13 protein-coding genes are annotated in these 16217 nt (G+C 71.1%); 5 read left to right on the top strand and 8 right to left on the bottom strand.

The features are described 5' to 3' along the window. From DKT69_RS14140 to DKT69_RS14130, 4 genes are all read left to right on the top strand, one after another. On the top strand, positions 1 to 190 hold a 190-nt coding region (locus DKT69_RS14140; RefSeq protein WP_146231078.1), incomplete at its 5' end, for a DUF4192 family protein. 47 nt (positions 191 to 237) lie between these two features. Then, positions 238 to 654, top strand: a complete 417-nt coding sequence (locus DKT69_RS38310; protein WP_161557837.1) for a hypothetical protein — start codon at positions 238 to 240, stop codon at positions 652 to 654. Positions 655 to 800: 146 nt separating this feature from the next. Continuing rightward, on the top strand, positions 801 to 1334 hold the full coding sequence (locus DKT69_RS14135) for a hypothetical protein (protein ID WP_109802025.1): 534 nt from the start codon (positions 801 to 803) through the stop codon (positions 1332 to 1334). A gap of 395 nt (positions 1335 to 1729) precedes the next feature. Next, positions 1730 to 2095, top strand: a complete 366-nt coding sequence (locus DKT69_RS14130) for a hypothetical protein (protein ID WP_109802024.1) — start codon at positions 1730 to 1732, stop codon at positions 2093 to 2095. Positions 2096 to 2556: 461 nt separating this feature from the next. On the opposite strand, the gene DKT69_RS38305 is transcribed toward DKT69_RS14130, so the two are convergent. The 4 genes from DKT69_RS38305 to DKT69_RS14115 form a co-directional block, all read right to left on the bottom strand. Beyond that, entirely contained in the window at positions 2557 to 2721 is a 165-nt protein-coding gene (locus DKT69_RS38305; protein WP_161557836.1) for a hypothetical protein, read from the bottom strand. 33 nt (positions 2722 to 2754) lie between these two features. Further along, on the bottom strand, positions 2755 to 3597 hold the full coding sequence (locus DKT69_RS14125; protein WP_109802023.1) for a transposase family protein: 843 nt from the start codon (positions 3595 to 3597) through the stop codon (positions 2755 to 2757). Positions 3598 to 3675: 78 nt separating this feature from the next. Further along, positions 3676 to 4125, bottom strand: a complete 450-nt coding sequence (locus DKT69_RS14120; protein ID WP_146231077.1) for a hypothetical protein — start codon at positions 4123 to 4125, stop codon at positions 3676 to 3678. 208 nt (positions 4126 to 4333) lie between these two features. After that, the gene (locus DKT69_RS14115; RefSeq protein ID WP_109802021.1) at positions 4334 to 5359 is read right to left on the bottom strand and encodes a DUF2637 domain-containing protein; all 1026 of its coding nucleotides are present in this window, start codon (positions 5357 to 5359) and stop codon (positions 4334 to 4336) included. Positions 5360 to 6006: 647 nt separating this feature from the next. On the opposite strand from DKT69_RS14115, the gene ltrA reads away from it, so the two are divergent. Further along, complete coding sequence (ltrA, locus tag DKT69_RS14110; protein ID WP_109802020.1) at positions 6007 to 7797, top strand: group II intron reverse transcriptase/maturase; 1791 nt, start codon at positions 6007 to 6009, stop codon at positions 7795 to 7797. Between the two features lie 253 nt (positions 7798 to 8050). Here ltrA and DKT69_RS14105 read toward each other — a convergent pair whose 3' ends face one another. The 4 genes from DKT69_RS14105 to DKT69_RS38300 all read right to left on the bottom strand — a co-directional run bounded on the left by DKT69_RS14105 (position 8051) and on the right by DKT69_RS38300 (position 15823). Continuing rightward, complete coding sequence (locus tag DKT69_RS14105) at positions 8051 to 11233, bottom strand: LysM peptidoglycan-binding domain-containing protein (protein ID WP_236647910.1); 3183 nt, start codon at positions 11231 to 11233, stop codon at positions 8051 to 8053. A 301-nt stretch (positions 11234 to 11534) separates the two neighbouring features. Continuing rightward, positions 11535 to 13676, bottom strand: a complete 2142-nt coding sequence (locus DKT69_RS14100; RefSeq protein WP_236647900.1) for an AfsR/SARP family transcriptional regulator — start codon at positions 13674 to 13676, stop codon at positions 11535 to 11537. A gap of 69 nt (positions 13677 to 13745) precedes the next feature. Next, entirely contained in the window at positions 13746 to 15548 is a 1803-nt protein-coding gene (locus DKT69_RS14095) for an Hsp70 family protein (protein ID WP_236647892.1), read from the bottom strand. A gap of 104 nt (positions 15549 to 15652) precedes the next feature. Beyond that, positions 15653 to 15823 carry a hypothetical protein gene (locus DKT69_RS38300; RefSeq protein WP_161557835.1) on the bottom strand — a complete coding sequence of 57 codons (171 nt, stop codon included), beginning with the start codon at positions 15821 to 15823 and terminating at the stop codon, positions 15653 to 15655. Positions 15824 to 16217 lie beyond the last annotated feature (394 nt).

Raw genomic sequence — 16217 nt, 5'->3', positions numbered from 1 at the left:
CGCCAGCCTGCTCGCCTTCGCCGCCTGGCGCAGCGGCGCCGGAGCCCTGGCCTCCGTCGCCGTCGACCGGGCCCTGGCGGCCAACCCCACCTACTCCCTCGCCCAGCTCATCGACCGGGCGCTACGCGAAGGGCTCCCGCCATCCGTGCTCGACGGCTGGCCCGACCAAGGCTTCCCCACCACGCCCTGAACCGCGCCCGGCACCACGTGTGAAGCCCCCACTTTCGGAGGAAACCTGTGTCTGACCACCTTGACGTCCTGCGACGACTCACCCGCGGCGAGGGTTATGCCCTCGACGCCGACGAGCTGGACCAGACCTGCGCGCAGCATCCCGACGCAGTGTGCGCGCTGATCTCGGCCGTCGGCACCATCGCTGCCGCCGACGCGCAGATCGCCGTGCTGACCGCCGCCGCGAACCTGCTCGCCGACGTTCACGGTGGCGGGGACGCCGACAAGGTCCTGTCCCTGCGGCAGCGGCTCGACCGCGTCGCCGACACCGTCACCTGCGCCTTCGCCCAGCGGGACAGGGCCACAGCCCGCCTACGCCACGAGTGCGACGCCCTCGCCCAGCTAGGCACCGGCCTGATCGCCCGCCCCGACGACGGCTCCCCGCCGGCTGACCGGCACGACGACCCAGCCCCGCCGGCACACTGACCACAGCGGCACCGACACCCGTCGGCACGAACCGACGCTCTGCCGGCACTGACCTGGCCGCCGGCAACTTCCACGCCCCGCGCCCATCCCGGCTGCGGGCGCCCGCACGTCCACCCCACTGACACCCGACGAGGAGACCGTCACCGATGACCAGCGCGGAAAACCCACCCAGCCAGCCGGCACTCGAAGCCGTCCTGCGCACCATCTGGGAGGCCTTCCACCCCGGCCAGTCGGCGCCGCTGGGCTGGCTCACCCACACCACCACACAGGTCCTGTCCCACCTGCGGCCCACCCACACCAGCACCCCGCTCACGCCGGGCACCGCCCGGCGCCCTGAGGCGCTGGAGCTGTTCCATCGGCAGGTCCGTGAAGCGCTCGCGGACGCCGTCTGCCAGGAGCAGCTGAGCATCGGCGTCGCGAACACGCTGCTGGACGTCCTCGATCTGCCGCTGCTGCCCCGCCGCTGGCAGGTCCGCCTCAGCCTTCCCCTGCTCATCGACGTCACCGCCACCACCCGCGAGGACGCCTTCACCACCGCGGAGAACACCATCGAAGCCGCGCTGGCCGATCTCCCCACCCAGATCGAGTGGGACGGGCAGGACGGCTACGAAGCCATCGGCGGTGACCTTGACGCCGACGAGCCACTGGTACACGAGGGCCGGAGCACTACCCACACCTGAGGGTCGGGCCCTGCCATGCACACGAGCCCGGCGCCGGCGCTGCACCGCCTCACCGACCTGGTGGCCGTCCGCCAATGCCCCCAAAGGTAAGTCCGGACTCCGCAAGATCACGCTAATTGGTAGATCCGCAGTCCGCAGGGTTTGGCTTGCTTGACACGAATGAGCAATCGGTCACCCCGTGCTAACCAGCTTGCCCAAGGGCCAACCACGGCGCCCAGTCACAGCCACGCGACCGCCTGAGCCCCGCCAGGACGTGGCCGCGACGACTTGATCTATCCGCAAAGTCGAGCGTCACTCATCGCGGTCGCCACCCCGGCGAACCCGACGGCGGACACCGTCCGACGGCCGAGGTGGCGACCACCCGAGCCGACCTCGCTACGAAGGGCAGTCGCCTGATGTCGCAGCCGCACCGCCGCGCCGTACCCCGCACCGTCACCGACGTCCTGCTGTGGCTCCTCGCCGCCGACGTCGCCGCCGCCCACCTACCCGACCCCGACCGGCCCGGCCGCTGCGTCAACCTGCGCTGCACCCGCGAGGCGTACCCATGCCCGCCGGCGCTCGATGCCCAACACGCCTGCCAGGCAGCGACCAGACCCACCCTCCTCGCCCGGGGCCGAGCGCAGGTCATCGCACCGGTCACCGCCGCAGCCGCACGGTTCGCCGGCTGGTTCCCACCCACCCGGCCGAGTACGACGCCAAGCCGCCTGCCCGCGCCACAGCCGCCACATCACCGGCCGCTCCCGTCGCCGCGGGCCGCCTGAACTGGCGCGCCCTCGGCGATCCCGGCCTTCCTGACACCGGCGACACCGCCGTCGCCGGCCCCCGCAGCCTTCAAGAGGGGTCATGAGTTTCCGCACCGGGATGCTCTCGGCCGTCGACCTCCGCCGGATGACCTACATCTTCCACAGCGGGTTCGCCCCGCAGTATCTGCGGGCGTTTCTCGAACCCCTGGGTCGCTCCGTTACGCGCGTACGACCGCACCCGCGAACCTGGTGAGCGCCTACCAGGCCGCGATCGGTTCGCTGGAGCGCCGGCCGGACGTCCTCGCCTATGCAGCGGCCCGTGTCGTGGCCGGAGTGGAACTCCGGCAGCGGAGCCCAGGCAGCCGCGACCTCTACCACAGCAAACGGCCCGGGCCGGAGCGAATGCTCCGGCCCGGGCCGTTTCGGTCAGGCGAGCTGACGAGGCACTGCTCCCAAACTCGTTCTCGGCGCCAGCGACATCAGCTGCTGTCGCGGCCGCGATAACGGCTGACCATGATGAGAACCATGGTGACGGAGCCCGCCAACCCAGCGAAGGTCAGCAACCAGAGCCCGGACCCGACGCTCACCTGTACAGCTGCGCTCATCGCCTTTCCGATGCCCAGGACATCGTCCTCCCCGGACATTTTCGCTCGCATATCCGCCTCAGTGAAGTGATCTCAACAAGATTCGGGTAGGTAGCGGTACTCGAAGTGCGTGAGATGGAGTGCGGCGCGGACGATCGCGCCCATTCTGCGGGGGCTTACGGTGCTGTGGCGCAGGGTGCGCCAGCGTCCGGTGAGGATCGCGAAGCCGCGTTCTCCTTGGCAGCGCAGCGATCGAAGCAGGCTGTTGTGGGTGCGGTTGTCGACGGCGAGGCGGCGGCCGTCGGCGGGTTGCTTGTAGGGGGTGTGAATACCCTGGCCAGCGCCTTCGTAGCCGGAGTCCGCCAGGGTGGGCAGGTCCAGCTGCGAAGCGGCCCAGTAGAGGGCGCCGGTGACATCCAGGCGTTGGGCGCAGGTCAGGTCGTGCAGGTGCCCGGGCATCGCGTCCGAGGTCCAGATTGGTAGCCCGTCGGGGCGCATCACGGCTTGGATGTTCGCGCCGAAGTCGCGGTGTTTCCCGGAGTACCAGGCGTCGATCGTGTCGCCTTTGACGCTGGTGGTGGTCTCGGCGAGGCGGTCGGTGTCGAACAGCTTGCCATCGAGGATCACGTGAGACCAGCCGTCGGCGGCGACCCGCGCCAGGGCGTCGTGCAGGGTGGGGGTCTGCACCGCCAGGACACGCACCGCTTCGGCGACGTACCGGTAGGCGGTGGCGCGCGACACGCCGAACCCGGCGCCGAGGGTGGCCTTGTCCTCGCCCTTGCGGAACCACACCAGGACCAGCAACGCCTGGTAGAAGCAGGTCAAGGCGCGGGTTCCGGGACGGGTGCCCACCGCCCGGCGTTGAGCGCGTAGCAGCGACGCGACGTGCCGCACGAGTTCCCTGGGGACGTCGAGCCTGGCAGAATACGTGATCACGTGGAGCCCTCTCGGAGACTGATCTTGTCGCAAAGACCTGTCTACCGATGGCTCCACGCCCATATCCAATACTGTCCGCTATGGATGCAATGCCCGTGTCGCCCCGATCGGCGCCGCGACCCTTGTTGAGATCACCTCAGTCGCCTGCAGGTCAACAATCTTCCATACGCCTACACCAAGCAGCCCGAGAGCAGCGAGAACGGCAAGGACGGGCACGGCCATGGGCGTGCGCTGGCCGCGCAGGCTCATGCCGGCGTAGACGACCAGCACCAGGCCGAGACCCGCCGTGATCCAACCGTCCGATCCGTCGACACCCGACACAGTGACCGTGCCAAGAATTGGTGCGCTCACTTTGCCCCACGGCATGAATGAGCCGATGACGGCCGCAATACCGGCTCCCAACACGGTCCATTCACGGACTGGTCGTGCTGCGGTGGGCACAGCCGCAGCCGGGGCCTCGACGGGTTGGTCACCGGACGGCGGTTGGTTGGGCGGCGGCGGTACGGGCGGGGTGGAAGGCTGCGCCATTTCGATTCCTCTGAATGTCGATGCCTTCTCACCTCTCGAGGCAGGCATGAGGACTGCAATCTAGAACAACGCTGGAGCAAGAACTAGCGGCCGTACGGGTGGTCAGAAGTAAGCGGAAATATGGCCGGAGTGGCCGCGAGACTTGCCGACCAGAGCATGAAGTCGATCTTTTTTGCGTTGGAGGGCCGACCGGTTGCCGGAACGGGCGTCAGCGGCGCAGGCCGTCAGCGACGTGGCGAGCGTGCGGGCCGTTGACGGGAGGCGTGGCGGTGTCTGTGGGCGGCGGCCAATGCCGGCGTACGGTGCGTTCGGATCGGCCGATTCGCGCGGCGATCTCCGCCGGATGCAGATCGGGATCCCGCCGGTACCAGTAGGCCACAGCGGCAGCGGTTGTCGAGGGCACGTGGCCTTCCGTCGCCTCGTCGTTCGGCACGCCGTTGCTCACCAGCGTGCGCGGTGGGCGATCGTCAGCCGGGACGAACGCGGGGACGTCACCGCTGGCAGCAGGTGCCCGCGGGCTGTGCTCCTCGTGGCGTGCATCGGATTCCGGTGGCGGTGTCCGCTCGGCAGGTGGGCCTTCGATGCCCCTCGTCGCGGACGGCGGATCAGCAGCATGCGCGGGACCGGAGGGCACGGCTGACTCGGCCCGCCGGTGCTCGCCTGCGTCAGCCGCGGGACCCGCCACTGTCTCATCAGCGGAAGCAAGATCGGGTCCTGTCACCGGTTCGGCCGTACGGGCGGCGGCTGGTGTCGCGGCAGCCGGAAGAGTGTCCGCGTCCGGACGGTGCGCGGCGGTGGCGAGTGTGGGAGTTGTTGTCGAGGGCGGTGCTGGCGTGACCGCAGGGGGCACGGACGGTACGGGCTTGGGCCGGGCGATCGACGGGGGGCCGTGTTCGGGTGTGGCCGCGCGGATCCGTGCGGTGATCTCGACAAGGCTGACGCTGGCGACGATGACGAGTCCGTCGACGGAGACGGGTAGCAGGTACGCGGCGGCGGCCTCGGTCTCCCCGTACCGCACGGCGACGCCGACGAGATGCCAGTAACTCACCCATGTCGCGATGCCGGCAATGATGGCGGTCGCGACGATCCGGATCGCGCCCAGGGAGCGGCGGTGGTGCGGGACGCGGGAGATCAGCTCGACGGTGAGCAGCAGCGCCAGTGGCGGCCACGCCGCGATGATCTGGCTGATCGGGTTCGGTCGGGCGTGCAGGACGTGTGCGACACGAGGTCGCACGCGGTGAGTGAGTGCGTTGAGGAGGTCGGCTGATGCCGATGACGTAGCTACAGGTCAGTGCTCGACCTGTCCCCACCGTGACATGCGTGGCCGGTTCTTGACCGGTCGGGTGTGAAGCTCACGGGAAAGTCCAAGGGCTGTCGTTCCAACCATGGCGGCTACAGGCGAGGGGAAGGGCCGGAGGGGCGACTAACAGGGAACTCTTGATGATGCCTCGTCAGCACGACATCCCGGGTTGGGTAGCGGTACCGGGGTGGTAGGGGCCGGCCGTTGTGAGGCGGCAGGCGGCGGTCGCGGAACGTACGACGACCAGTGGAGCACCGTTGCCCCCGGGGTAAAGAGAGCGCCCTACCGGTCCGTATCTCACGCGTGCGGAACGTGGAAACCCCGTTACGGGTCCGCTGCGGGTGCGCAGGTAGGCGTGTCCGTGGCGGTAGGCCGACCGTAAGGAGGGCGGAAGTCCCCGGGCGGGTAGGGGTGCCCAAGAAGCGAATGCCGGCGGCCGAAAGGCAGCGGGAAACCAGCAATCCGCAACACCGGGGACTCCCCCTCGGGTGGGTGCTGGATAACCGGCCGGATACCGGGCCGTGGTGCCCGGAGCCCGTGAGGGCGCTGACGTGGGCAGGTGAATCTGTGAAGCGAAGCGGATGGAAGTGCCGGAACCACAGGACAAGTTAGACACTTCGGTGAACGGACCTGAGGACTCGCGTCTCGGGTTCGACGGTGACGCCTGGGAACGGGTGGACTGGCGGACTCATGAGGAGCGGGTACGGCGGCTGCGGCGCAGGATCTTCACGGCGGTGCGGCAAGGGCGCCTGGCTGAGGTCAGGAGCTTGCAGAAGCTGATGCTGCGGAGCTGGTCGAACACGCTGGTCAGCGTGCGGCAGGTGACGCAGCGCAACACGGGCCGCAGGACCGCGGGAATCGACGGGCAGGTGGCGTTGACCAGCGCGGCCCGAGCCGAGGTGGCGGTGCAGGTGCACGCCAGCCGAGGCTCGTGGACGCCGTCCCCGGTCCGGCGGGTGTACATACCGAAAGCCAGTGACAAGTCCAAGAAACGTCCGCTCGGGATTCCGGTGATCATGGACCGGTGCCATCAGGCGCGGGTCCGCAACGCGCTGGAGCCCGAGTGGGAAGCCCGGTTCGAACCCCGGTCGTACGGGTTTCGGCCGGGTCGGGGCTGCCATGACGCGATCGAGTTCCTTCACGTCACCCTGCGCGGCGGGGCCAAGCGGGTGTGGATTCTCGACGCTGATCTGGCGGGCGCGTTCGACAACATCGACCATGAGCGTCTGCTCGCGGTGCTCGGCGACTTCCCCGCGAGGAGGATGATCGCCGGGTGGCTGCGGGCGGGGCTGGTCGAGCCTGGAAAGGGGTTCTCGCCGACGATGGCGGGAACGCCGCAGGGTGGGGTGATCTCGCCCCTGCTGTTGAACATCGCCCTGCATGGGCTGGAGGAGGCCGCTGGTGTCCGCCGATACATGCGACCCGGTAAACACTACGGGGAACTGGTGGGCACCTGTCCGGCGCTGGTGAGGTACGCCGACGATCTGGTGGTGTGCTGTCACACCAGGCAGCAGGCCGAGCAGGTCAAGGCACGGCTTGCCGAATGGCTGCGGCCTCGGGGCCTGACCTTCAACGAGGCCAAGACCAGGATCGTGCGGCTTGACGAGGGGTTCGACTTTCTCAGCTTCACGATCCGCCGCTATCCGAACGGCAAGACGCTGATCAAGCCGAGCGCCAAGGCCGTCAAGGAGTTCCGTCTACGGCTGGCCAGGGAGTTCCGGTCTCTGCGGGGTGCCAACGTCCAAGCGGTCATCGCGAAGATCGTTCCGATCGTTCGCGGGTGGGTCGCCTACTACCGGACGGTGGTGTCGTCGAAGGTGTTCAACACCTTGACGGCGTACCTGTGGAGGCTCACCTACAAGTGGGCGTGCTGGACTCACCCGACCAAGCCGAAGCACTGGATTGTCGACCGGTACTACGGACGGTTCAACAAGTTCAGGAACGACCGGTGGGTGTTCGGAGACCGGGAAACCGGCCTGCACCTGCCCAAGCCGTCCTGGACGCCGATCACGCGGCATACGCTGGTCAAGGGATGGGCGTCTCCGGACGACCCCGAGCTGACCGCGTACTGGGCACAGCGTCGCCGGAAGGTGAAACTCCCTCTGGACGCCTACAACGAGCGCCTGCTCACCAAGCAGGACGGACGCTGCGGGCTATGCGGAGAGAACCTGCTGACCTTGGAGGACCCACCCCAGACCCCGCAGGGCTGGGAGTGGTGGTTCCTCTGGGTCGTGAAGAAGGCGATCACGGTGGACTATCTCGTTCACCAGGACAAGCCCGGCACGCCCCGTGACAGACGGACACACCTGGTTCACGCGAGCTGCGCACGGATGAAGAACCCCGTCCGGGCGGCAGTGAGCCCCGCGATGTGACAGCAGAATCCGCAACGCCCTCGTGGCTTGCTTGGGCCGTGTGCGCGGAAACGTGCATGCACGGTCCTGAGGGGGGCCCCGGTGCGGCAACGCACCGGGGCTACCCGACTCGCTGCCACCGAGGCGGCGACGCCGAGGGTGAGCGTGGCGCGTACGGCCCACCGCAGCCGACGCAGATGCGCTCCGGTGTCAGCGGACGCTGTGGTGCTCGCGGCGGTGGCGCCGCCCGGCGGCGGGGTGCCCGGCGTGGCGCTCATCTGGGCGCTCCGTCCGTCTCGGATGGGCGGCGTGTGCGCGAGTCGCGTGCTGATCGGCGCAGGTTGGCGGCGAGTTGGTCGGCTAATGCGTGGGTGTTGTCGCTGGGTTCGGCGTCGATCTCGGCGAGCCGGCGGGTCAACGTCCGGCGCAGAGCGCGCACGGCGTCGAGGTCGTCGAGTTGGGCGCGGGCGCGCATCGCTGCCTGGTACAGCGCTTCGGCGTAGGGGTGGTGGCCGATCGCGGCGTCGAGGACGGTGAGTTGGTCGGAGGGTTGGCCGGCGAGCTCCTCGGTGAGGGCCACGGCGGCGTCGAGAGCCTCCTGGCGCACGGCCTCCCGGTAGGGCTCGAGCCATTCGTACTCGCAGCCCTCAGCCAGTGGCTGGCGGTACGCGTCGACGGCGCGGCGCAGCGCCGCGACCCGTCCAGGTTTGGAGGTGGCGGTGTCGGCGGCGCGGATCGCGCGGCGCATCCGCCACAGGTCGATGTCGAAGCGGTCGGGGTTGAGTTGGTATCGGCGGTGGGGGTGGGTGAGGTAGCTGCCGGGGCCGCCGTTGTGCCGCAGGACGCTGCGCAGGTCCGAGACATAGGTGTGCAGCCGGTGCACGGCTTTGCTGGCGGGCGCGTCGGGAAGCAAGTCGTCCAGGATCGCCTCCGTAGACGCGCTGCCGTCGCGGACCGCCAGATACACCAGCAGTTCGAGGGACTTCGCGCGCAAGTTGCGCTGCGGGTCGCCGTCGATGATGCCGGGTTCCCCGAGCACGCTCACCCCGACCCGTCCGGGCTGCGGCGCCGGCTCGGGATCGACGTCGCGGTCACCTGCGCCTCGTGACCGCGAGCCGACACCGCGGGCGGAGGGGCCGTCGATGGCCGCGGCCGCGTCGTCGGGTGGGCGGGGGTGGCCGGCCTCGCCGGCCGCGGCGGTCAGCTCGGCGGGAACCCCCGGGGCGTCGCTGATGCTGCCGGTGGCACCCGCGAGGGTCCGCTCGTTGTCGGTGTCACCGCTCTCGTCGTGGCCAGCCTCCTCGTCCGGCTCAGCGTTGGCCTCCACGGAGGCCATGCGAGGTGGCGGGTCGACCAGCCCGTCTGCCGGTGTGGACGCGTGGGCCGGCCGGGCGGGTGTCGCGGGCCGCAGCGGCGTCGGTGCGGGTTCGGTCGGTGCCGGCGTCTGAGGTTGGCCGGTGTGCGACTCGGCGAGGGTGGCCAGGAGGTCCGCGGCCTCGCGACGGTTGAGGATGGCGAGCCGGCCGATGTCGGCGGGGTGCGTGCCGTGGCGGAGGCTTTCCCCGTCGGCAGGGGTGGTGACGCCGTCGTCGGCCACCACGACGGTGTTGTCGGGCCATGCGCCGAGCAGCACGCCGTGGATGTCCAGGCGTTGGCCCTGCGCCAGCAGGGCGGCGACGCGGGCGCGTTCGTGGCGGGTGTTCACATCGGCCAGGAGCATGATCGGCGGCTGCGGCTCCTCGTAGGGGTCGGCGTGCCGCAGTGCGGCGACGGTGTCCACCTCGTGCCGCTCGGCCAGCCGAGTACGGTGCATGGTCTGCGCTTCGAGGATCTCCAGGGCCTCGTCGAGGCCGGCGGTGACGGTCAGCCGGGGCGTGCGCGGCAGGTTGACCGCTGCGGCACCGACCAACGTCGCCGCGGTCGCGGACGGCATCACCACCTCGGTGCGGGCGTCGGGGTCGTCGAGGCCACCGGCGGCCAGCGCGGTGGCGAGGAACCCGCGGGCGGCGGCGTGCGCACCGGGACCGGTCAGTCCGAGTCCGGCGGGCGGCCACAGCGTCGACAGCGGGTTGGCCAGCGTCGGCACGACCGGTACCTCACTGCTCGCTGTGGTTTCGCGGCGGTCGTCGGCCTGGTTCGGCTCGTCAGAGCCGCGGCCGGCATCGGCTTCCGCACCCGCGCCCGAGTTCTTGAGGGCGGCGGCGCCCACGGCAACGTCTTCGCGGTCGATGTCGACGTCCACGTCGGTGATCACATCGGGGGCGTCGCGGGTCGGCGCGTCGGCCTGGCTGGCGGTGAGCCGGCGCAGTCCTCGGCGGATCTGGCCGATCAGCGGCGGCATCGGCGCGAGATCCGGATCGGCTGTGCGGGTGGTGGTCGAGGGGGGCCGGGGGATGTAGCGGCGCTGGCGGTGCGCCCACACCAGCGCCACAGCGGCGGTGATGGCCAGGGCCAGGCCGAGGTCGACCCAGCTGCCGCTGGGCAGGGACACGCCGCGGGCATCCCGGTCGCGGGTGGGGGCATGATCTGCGTCGGGGTTGTCGGCCCAGCCAGTGGCGGTGGGACTGGTAGGGGCGGCATCCGGGACACCGCTGCTGGAAGGTGCGGCCGTCGTGGTCGACGCGGGGGCATTCGGTGTGACGGTGGCCGGCGCCGGGCTGGCCGGCATCGGGGTGGCCCCGTCCGACGGAGGTTGCGATGCCTCGGCGTCCGGTGAAGCCGGCGGCGGCAGCTGCGGCGGCCCCGGCCGCCGCGGCTGGCCGTCTCGGGTGGCGTCGGCAGGCAGGTCCAGGATCCAGCCGGGGTAGATCAGGTTCGGGTTACGCAACGTCCCACCGACGTCGGCGAAGTGGGTGCCACGGTTGAGGGCGAAGATCTCCGGCCAGCGGCGGGCGTCGCCGAGGCACCGCTCGGCGATCTCGGAAAGGGTGTCCCCGCGTTGGACCGTGTAGGTGTTGTCAGGGCGTCCCGGGACAGGGGTGAGGATCGTGCTGCTCGCCGCCAGGTGAGCGGCGAGGGTGGGACCGGCCATCGGCGGGGTGGGGTACGGCGCGTTCTGCTGGTCGGAGGTGACGCCGATGCCGGCGGAAGCGGCGTGGGCGGGGATGCCGCCCGTGGTGGCGGTGACCGCGGTGGCCCCCAGCACGGCTGCGGTCAGTCCCTGCAGCGGTCCGGGTAGGTGCAGTGTCGGTAGCCACCGCAGCGTGCGGGTGACCCGCGTGTAGATGCGGGCGAGGACGGCGGTGGCGAGCAGCACCCAGATCAGCCAGGCGCCGGCTTGCGCGAGACCGGCGAGGAACCCGGCGGTCAGCGGCTGTCGGACCCAGTCCCGCAGCGCGGCGCCCAATGGCAGTTCTGGCGTCGGCCATCCGCCGAGGTGCAGGAGCGCGGTCGGAACGGCCGCGAGCAGGAGCACGGATGTCGTCGTGGTGACCACAGAAGCTGCTCTGGTTCGCATCGTTGCCTCCTTCCTGATCGGGTGCCGCCTCGCTGGACCCGTGCGCCAGCTGGGGAATGGCAGGCGTGGAGTCGCAGGGGCGGCCGACGATGAGTTGCGGTGCCTGGCCGGTGGGTCGACGGTATGGCCGCAGGCCGTCCTGGAGGATGTGGTGAGGGCTGACAGGGCCTCACACAGCCTTACGGGACCTCACACCAGCAGGTCATAGGCCCGCGACACGGGCCGCTGGCAAAGGAGGCGCTGATGTCGACGCGCGCGTCGATGCCTCCCATGGCGAGTGGGTGAGGCACTCAGGTCGGTGCTATCGGCCGGACACGGGGTCGGCGTTAGCCAGGTGGGCTACCGCGTCACGGATGTCGTCGCCGGGTTCGAGTCCGGCCGCGGCGAGGCGGCGGGTGTAGCGGTCGCACAGATCGGTGATGGCGGTGTGGTCGCCGAGGGCCGCGAAGGCCTTCACGGCGCGCCGGTGCAGGTCTTCGTTGTAGGGGTCGACGCGGATGCCACGCTGGAGCAGGGCCAGGGCGCACCGGGGGTCGGACTCGGCGGTGGCCAGGGCCGCGTAGGCGTCGATGACGTGCCGGCGGGTGGCTTCTCGGGTCGGCTCGAGCCAGGGCCAGGCGTGCCCGGCGGCGAGGTCGCCGGTGTAGGCGTCGATGACCGCTTGCCAGGCGGCGGCGTGGTCGGTGACGGCCGTGGCGGCGTACTGGGTTGCGGCCCGCAGCCGCCACAGGTCCGCGTCGAGGTGTGTCGGATTGATGCGGTAGCGGTCGTCGGTGTGGTCGATGACGCTCAGCCCGCAGGCGGACCGCGCGATGCTACGTAGGTCGCTAAGGGTGGTGTAGAGCCGGCCGGTGAGTGTGTGGGCGGGCGGGCCCGGCCAGATGGCCTCGACCAGCTGCCGGCTGCTGGCCCCGTCGCGGTGGACGGCGAGCAAGACGAGGGTCTGCAGGGCTGCGCTGCGCCGGATGGTCAGCGGCTCACCGTCGAGGAGCAACGTCGGCTCGCCGAGGACACGCAGGTCCAGCCGCCGGGCCACCGCCGTGGCGGTGACACGTGGGCGGGATGTCGTCTCGTCGCTGGTCGCCTGGCGCGGGACCCGCGGGCGAGATGGCGTGACCGCGCGTTCGGAGGAATTGTGGGGACGCGTGTCGGGTGATGGTGGGTGGGCGTGGCCGATCACGGTGAGCAGGTCGGTTGTCGCGACCGGGTCGAGGACGCACAGCCGGGGCCCTGCCTGCGTCGGCTTGCCCGGGTCGAGGGTGTGGCCTGCCGCGTCGACCTGCCAGGTGACACCGGCGGGCCAGGCATCCAGGACTACGACGACGGCGGCGCCGGCGACAGCGAGCCGGCCGGCGACAGCGGGTGCAGGTGGCGCCTCGACGATCAGGACCGGGCGGACACCGGCGGGTGTGTTGCCCTCGTGCCGCTCCCCCGGTTGGGTGGCGGGGTGAGTCGGGCCGCCGCCGTTTGGGGATTCCAGGAACGCCACGGCGTCCTCGACGGTGGCCGCCACGCGAAGGCCTGGCAGTCGTTGCCGGACCGTCTCGGCGGCGGATCCGAGCAGAGCGGTCAGGGCGGTGTGGGTGATGACGAGCGGTGCCGCGTCCGACGGGTGTCGTACCCCGGCCAGTAGGACGGTGACCAGTACTCCCCTGGCCGCGGCGAGGGCGCCCGGGCCGGTGAGACCGACGCCGGCAGGCGGGAATCCGGCGACCGGTCCTGGCAGCGCGCCGGAGGCGTCGCCGGTGAAGGCGGGGGTCGGCTCGGCCGATGGTGGCGAGTGGGTGCCGTCGGGGGCGAGCGCGGCTTGAACGACCGCGACGGTCGCAGGCAGGGGCATCAGGTCCGGATCGTCCCGGCCCGGAGAGGCTGGTGGGCGGAGCCGGTAGGCGCGGCGGCGGCGTAGCCACACCAGCGCCGTGGCGGCGCTGACCTGCTCGGCGACCTCCCGTGGCAACCAGCCGCCCGACACCGCGATCCCGTCGCCGGCGCGGTCTGCGACCGGTTGGCTGCTGTCGGCGGGGTCAGTGTGGTCGTGGTCGTCCAGTGTGCCGGCGGCCACGGCAAGGGGATGATCCGGCGGCGCCGTGGTGGTGGCGTTGGTGCCGACACCGAAGGCCGCGGCCCCGGCCATGCCGGTGGCAGTGGCCTGCAGGGGTGTGGGCAGCGGCAGGCGCCGCAGCCAGCGAGCCCCGGCCCGCATCCGTGTCAGGACCCTGAGGGTGACCGTGGCGGCCAGGAACAGCCAGACCAGCCAGGCCAGGAGCGTCAGTGCGGCGGTCAGGGTCTGCTCGGTCAGCGGCTGCGCGACCCACTGCCGGGCCTGCCGCATGCTTGGCCAGTCGTCCAGGGGCCAGCCGATGATCTCCACCAGCACCACCGGTGGGACGGCCACGAGCAGCGCGAGGAACAGCAGGGACGCCACCTGTCGCGGCCATCGCACCTCACTCACCTCCGCCCGGTGTCGCGACCCTGCTGGCGGCGCACACTCGCCGCCCTGCGGTGGAGATGGTCATGTTGCGCGGACCGGCGGCCGGCCGGGGCGGACGATGCGCGTCCACACCTGGCGGATCCACCACAGCGCCACGGCGATGGCGTAGATGACACCGAGGATCCCCGAAGCGGGCCGGCTCACGATCGCGGCGGTGATGACCGCCAAAGGGGCGGCCAGGATCATCCGCAGCACCAGTGGTGACACCACGGCCATGACCACCCCGACGCCGAGCAGCAGGCCACCAACCCGACCGGCGATGTCGATCCACAACACCCGCTCCGGCCACCGGTCGGCCGTCAGGGAGTACTGGATCAATGCCATCCCGACGGCACCGGTCACCACCGAACCCGTCGGGAACGCCAGCAGTTCCGACCAGCCGCCGCGGGGTGTGCGCCACTGGCGGGCCGCGACCAACGCCATCACCGCGGCCACCACGACGATCGGGGCTACCGGCAGCAGCGCCCAGCGGAGGAACGGGCCGACGTCGGCGCCGATGTACAGGCTGCCGACGACCGCGTACATGCCGGCGACCGCCACGCCCAGTGACGCCGAGGCCAGGATGCCGGTGCCGACCTGACCTCCGGGTGAGGTCGGCTCGGTGGTGCTGCGGGATGCGATCGCGGAGGCGATGACCGTGCCCGCGCCCAGGCTGGCGATTACGGCGAACACCGCGGCCATGGCCAGTTCACCCCAGTTGAGCACGGCCCAGGGGCGCAGCAGGCCACCGTGCCACTCCGGGCTCAGCAGGAACTGCGATACCAGTCCCAACGACGCGAAACCCGGCACGGCGATTGCCGCGGCCCGCCGCACCGGCGGTAGCGGCGGCGGAGCGTCGACGGGCACGTCGGTGGCGGGGCCTGCCGCGCCGGCGTCGGCGGCCCCGCGCGCCGCCGCGAGGGCGGGGTCGGCGACCAGCACCGGGGTGAGGCCGGCGTGCTCGGTGAGGATCTTCTCGGTCAGGGGCATCTGGGCGGCCCCTCCGACGCAGTAGACGCCGGCGATGTCGGCCGGGCTCATCTCGGCCGCGGCGATCGCTTCGGTGGTGAGCTGCGCGGTGCGCTGCAGCACCGGCTGTGCCGCCTGCTCCAGCACGGCCCCGTTCACGACCGCCGCCGGCCCGGCGGGCAGTGGCACTGTGACGGCGGCGTGGTCGGTGAGGGCATGCTTCGCGGCGTGGACGCTGGCGGTCAGCGCCCACCAGGCGCCCGCGTCGACGGTCGGGCCGGCCTCGTCGCCTGCCAACAGAGCGGTCAGTGCGTGGTCGATGGCGGTGCCGCCGGCGGCGGGGTCGGCGAGGGTGGCGAGCACTTCGAATCCGGCCGGCCCACGTCGCAGGACGCTGGCCTCGGCGCCGCCGCCCACGTCACACACGACGATGAACGACCCGACCGGTAGCTGCACGCCCGTTGCGAGGAGGTGCGCTGCCACGGCCACTGGTGCTTCCACCAGGCGGGGCTGCGGTAGGCCGGCGCGGTGGGCGGCGTGCCTCATCCACGTGCGCCGCCGTGGCCCCCACCCGGCGGGCACCACCAGCCGCACGTCCTCGACCGGAGAACCCACTGTCCGCCACGCCTCGGCGGCGACGCGCCGCAAAGTCGCGGCGACCAACCCCAGGGCCTCGACGTCGGTGCCGGCGACCGTCATCTGCTGTTCGACGGATCGGCGGGGCGCGGGGATGAACCGTTCTGGTTGCGCGACCGCGGCCTGCCAGGCCCGTTGTCCCGTCAACAGGTTCCCGTCATCGCACAGGAACACCGCGCTGGGCAGCGCCGGTTCGCCGTCGAACATCAGCGGTATCCAGGTGCCGTCGGGCCACGCCACCACCGCGACGGTGCTAGCGCTGCCGCAATCGATCGCTAACCGCGCCTCCCCCGGTCGCATAGACCTCAGTCAAACATGAGGATCGCCTTCACGTCACCCACGAACTACCCGAAGCCATCAAGCGGGGCGGCCCCACCAAGCAGCACGTCGTCAACAACGTCGAAGCGATCGAGTGTCGTGAACGCCGCGAGCCCCAGGAAAGCGCCTGGGTCAGGCTCACAGTCGGCGTAGGGGTCGACGCCGATCGCCACCAGGATCAGCACGAGCTTGCGCACGGGATCGAGCTCAAGGATCCCTGCCCGCCCTTTCAGCGGCTCAGCGCGACGGTCAGTATCGCGATGAACCCCACCAGAAGGGTGATCCCGCCGAACACGCTGTAGGACCACCACCGACTGGAGGGCGGCAGCTGCGCGGCGGTGGCCGGAGGTGGCGAGTCCCGCCGTGGCGGTGAACCGAGGCGACGCCGCGACTGCGGGGCGACCGCTGCGGTGACGGGGTTCGCGGTGTCGGCTGAGCCATGGCTACTCCCGGCGGGGCGTCACTGTGCGTTGTTCGGACCAGAGCGGGCGGGACCCGGGGGTCGGGGGTCCCGCCCGCCACGGAGGCCGCGCACCCCGACCTCCACAAAGCACAGGCGTCGAGCTTCGCAGTGCCGTTACAGGGGAAACC

Source organism: Micromonospora sicca, assembly GCF_003172935.1.
GTDB lineage: Bacteria > Actinomycetota > Actinomycetes > Mycobacteriales > Micromonosporaceae > Micromonospora > Micromonospora sicca.
Note: the sequence above shows the minus strand (reverse complement) of the source record. Positions and strands in the feature narration are given on the sequence as shown.

Coding starts and splice junctions, on each gene's coding strand:
- DKT69_RS14135 (WP_109802025.1), top strand. CDS start 801: ATGACCAGCGCGGAAAACCCACCCAGCCAGCCGGCACTCGAAGCCGTC.
- ltrA (WP_109802020.1), top strand. CDS start 6,007: ATGGAAGTGCCGGAACCACAGGACAAGTTAGACACTTCGGTGAACGGA.
- DKT69_RS14130 (WP_109802024.1), top strand. CDS start 1,730: ATGTCGCAGCCGCACCGCCGCGCCGTACCCCGCACCGTCACCGACGTC.
- DKT69_RS38305 (WP_161557836.1), bottom strand. CDS start 2,721: ATGTCCGGGGAGGACGATGTCCTGGGCATCGGAAAGGCGATGAGCGCA.
- DKT69_RS14105 (WP_236647910.1), bottom strand. CDS start 11,233: ATGCGAACCAGAGCAGCTTCTGTGGTCACCACGACGACATCCGTGCTC.
- DKT69_RS14120 (WP_146231077.1), bottom strand. CDS start 4,125: ATGGCGCAGCCTTCCACCCCGCCCGTACCGCCGCCGCCCAACCAACCG.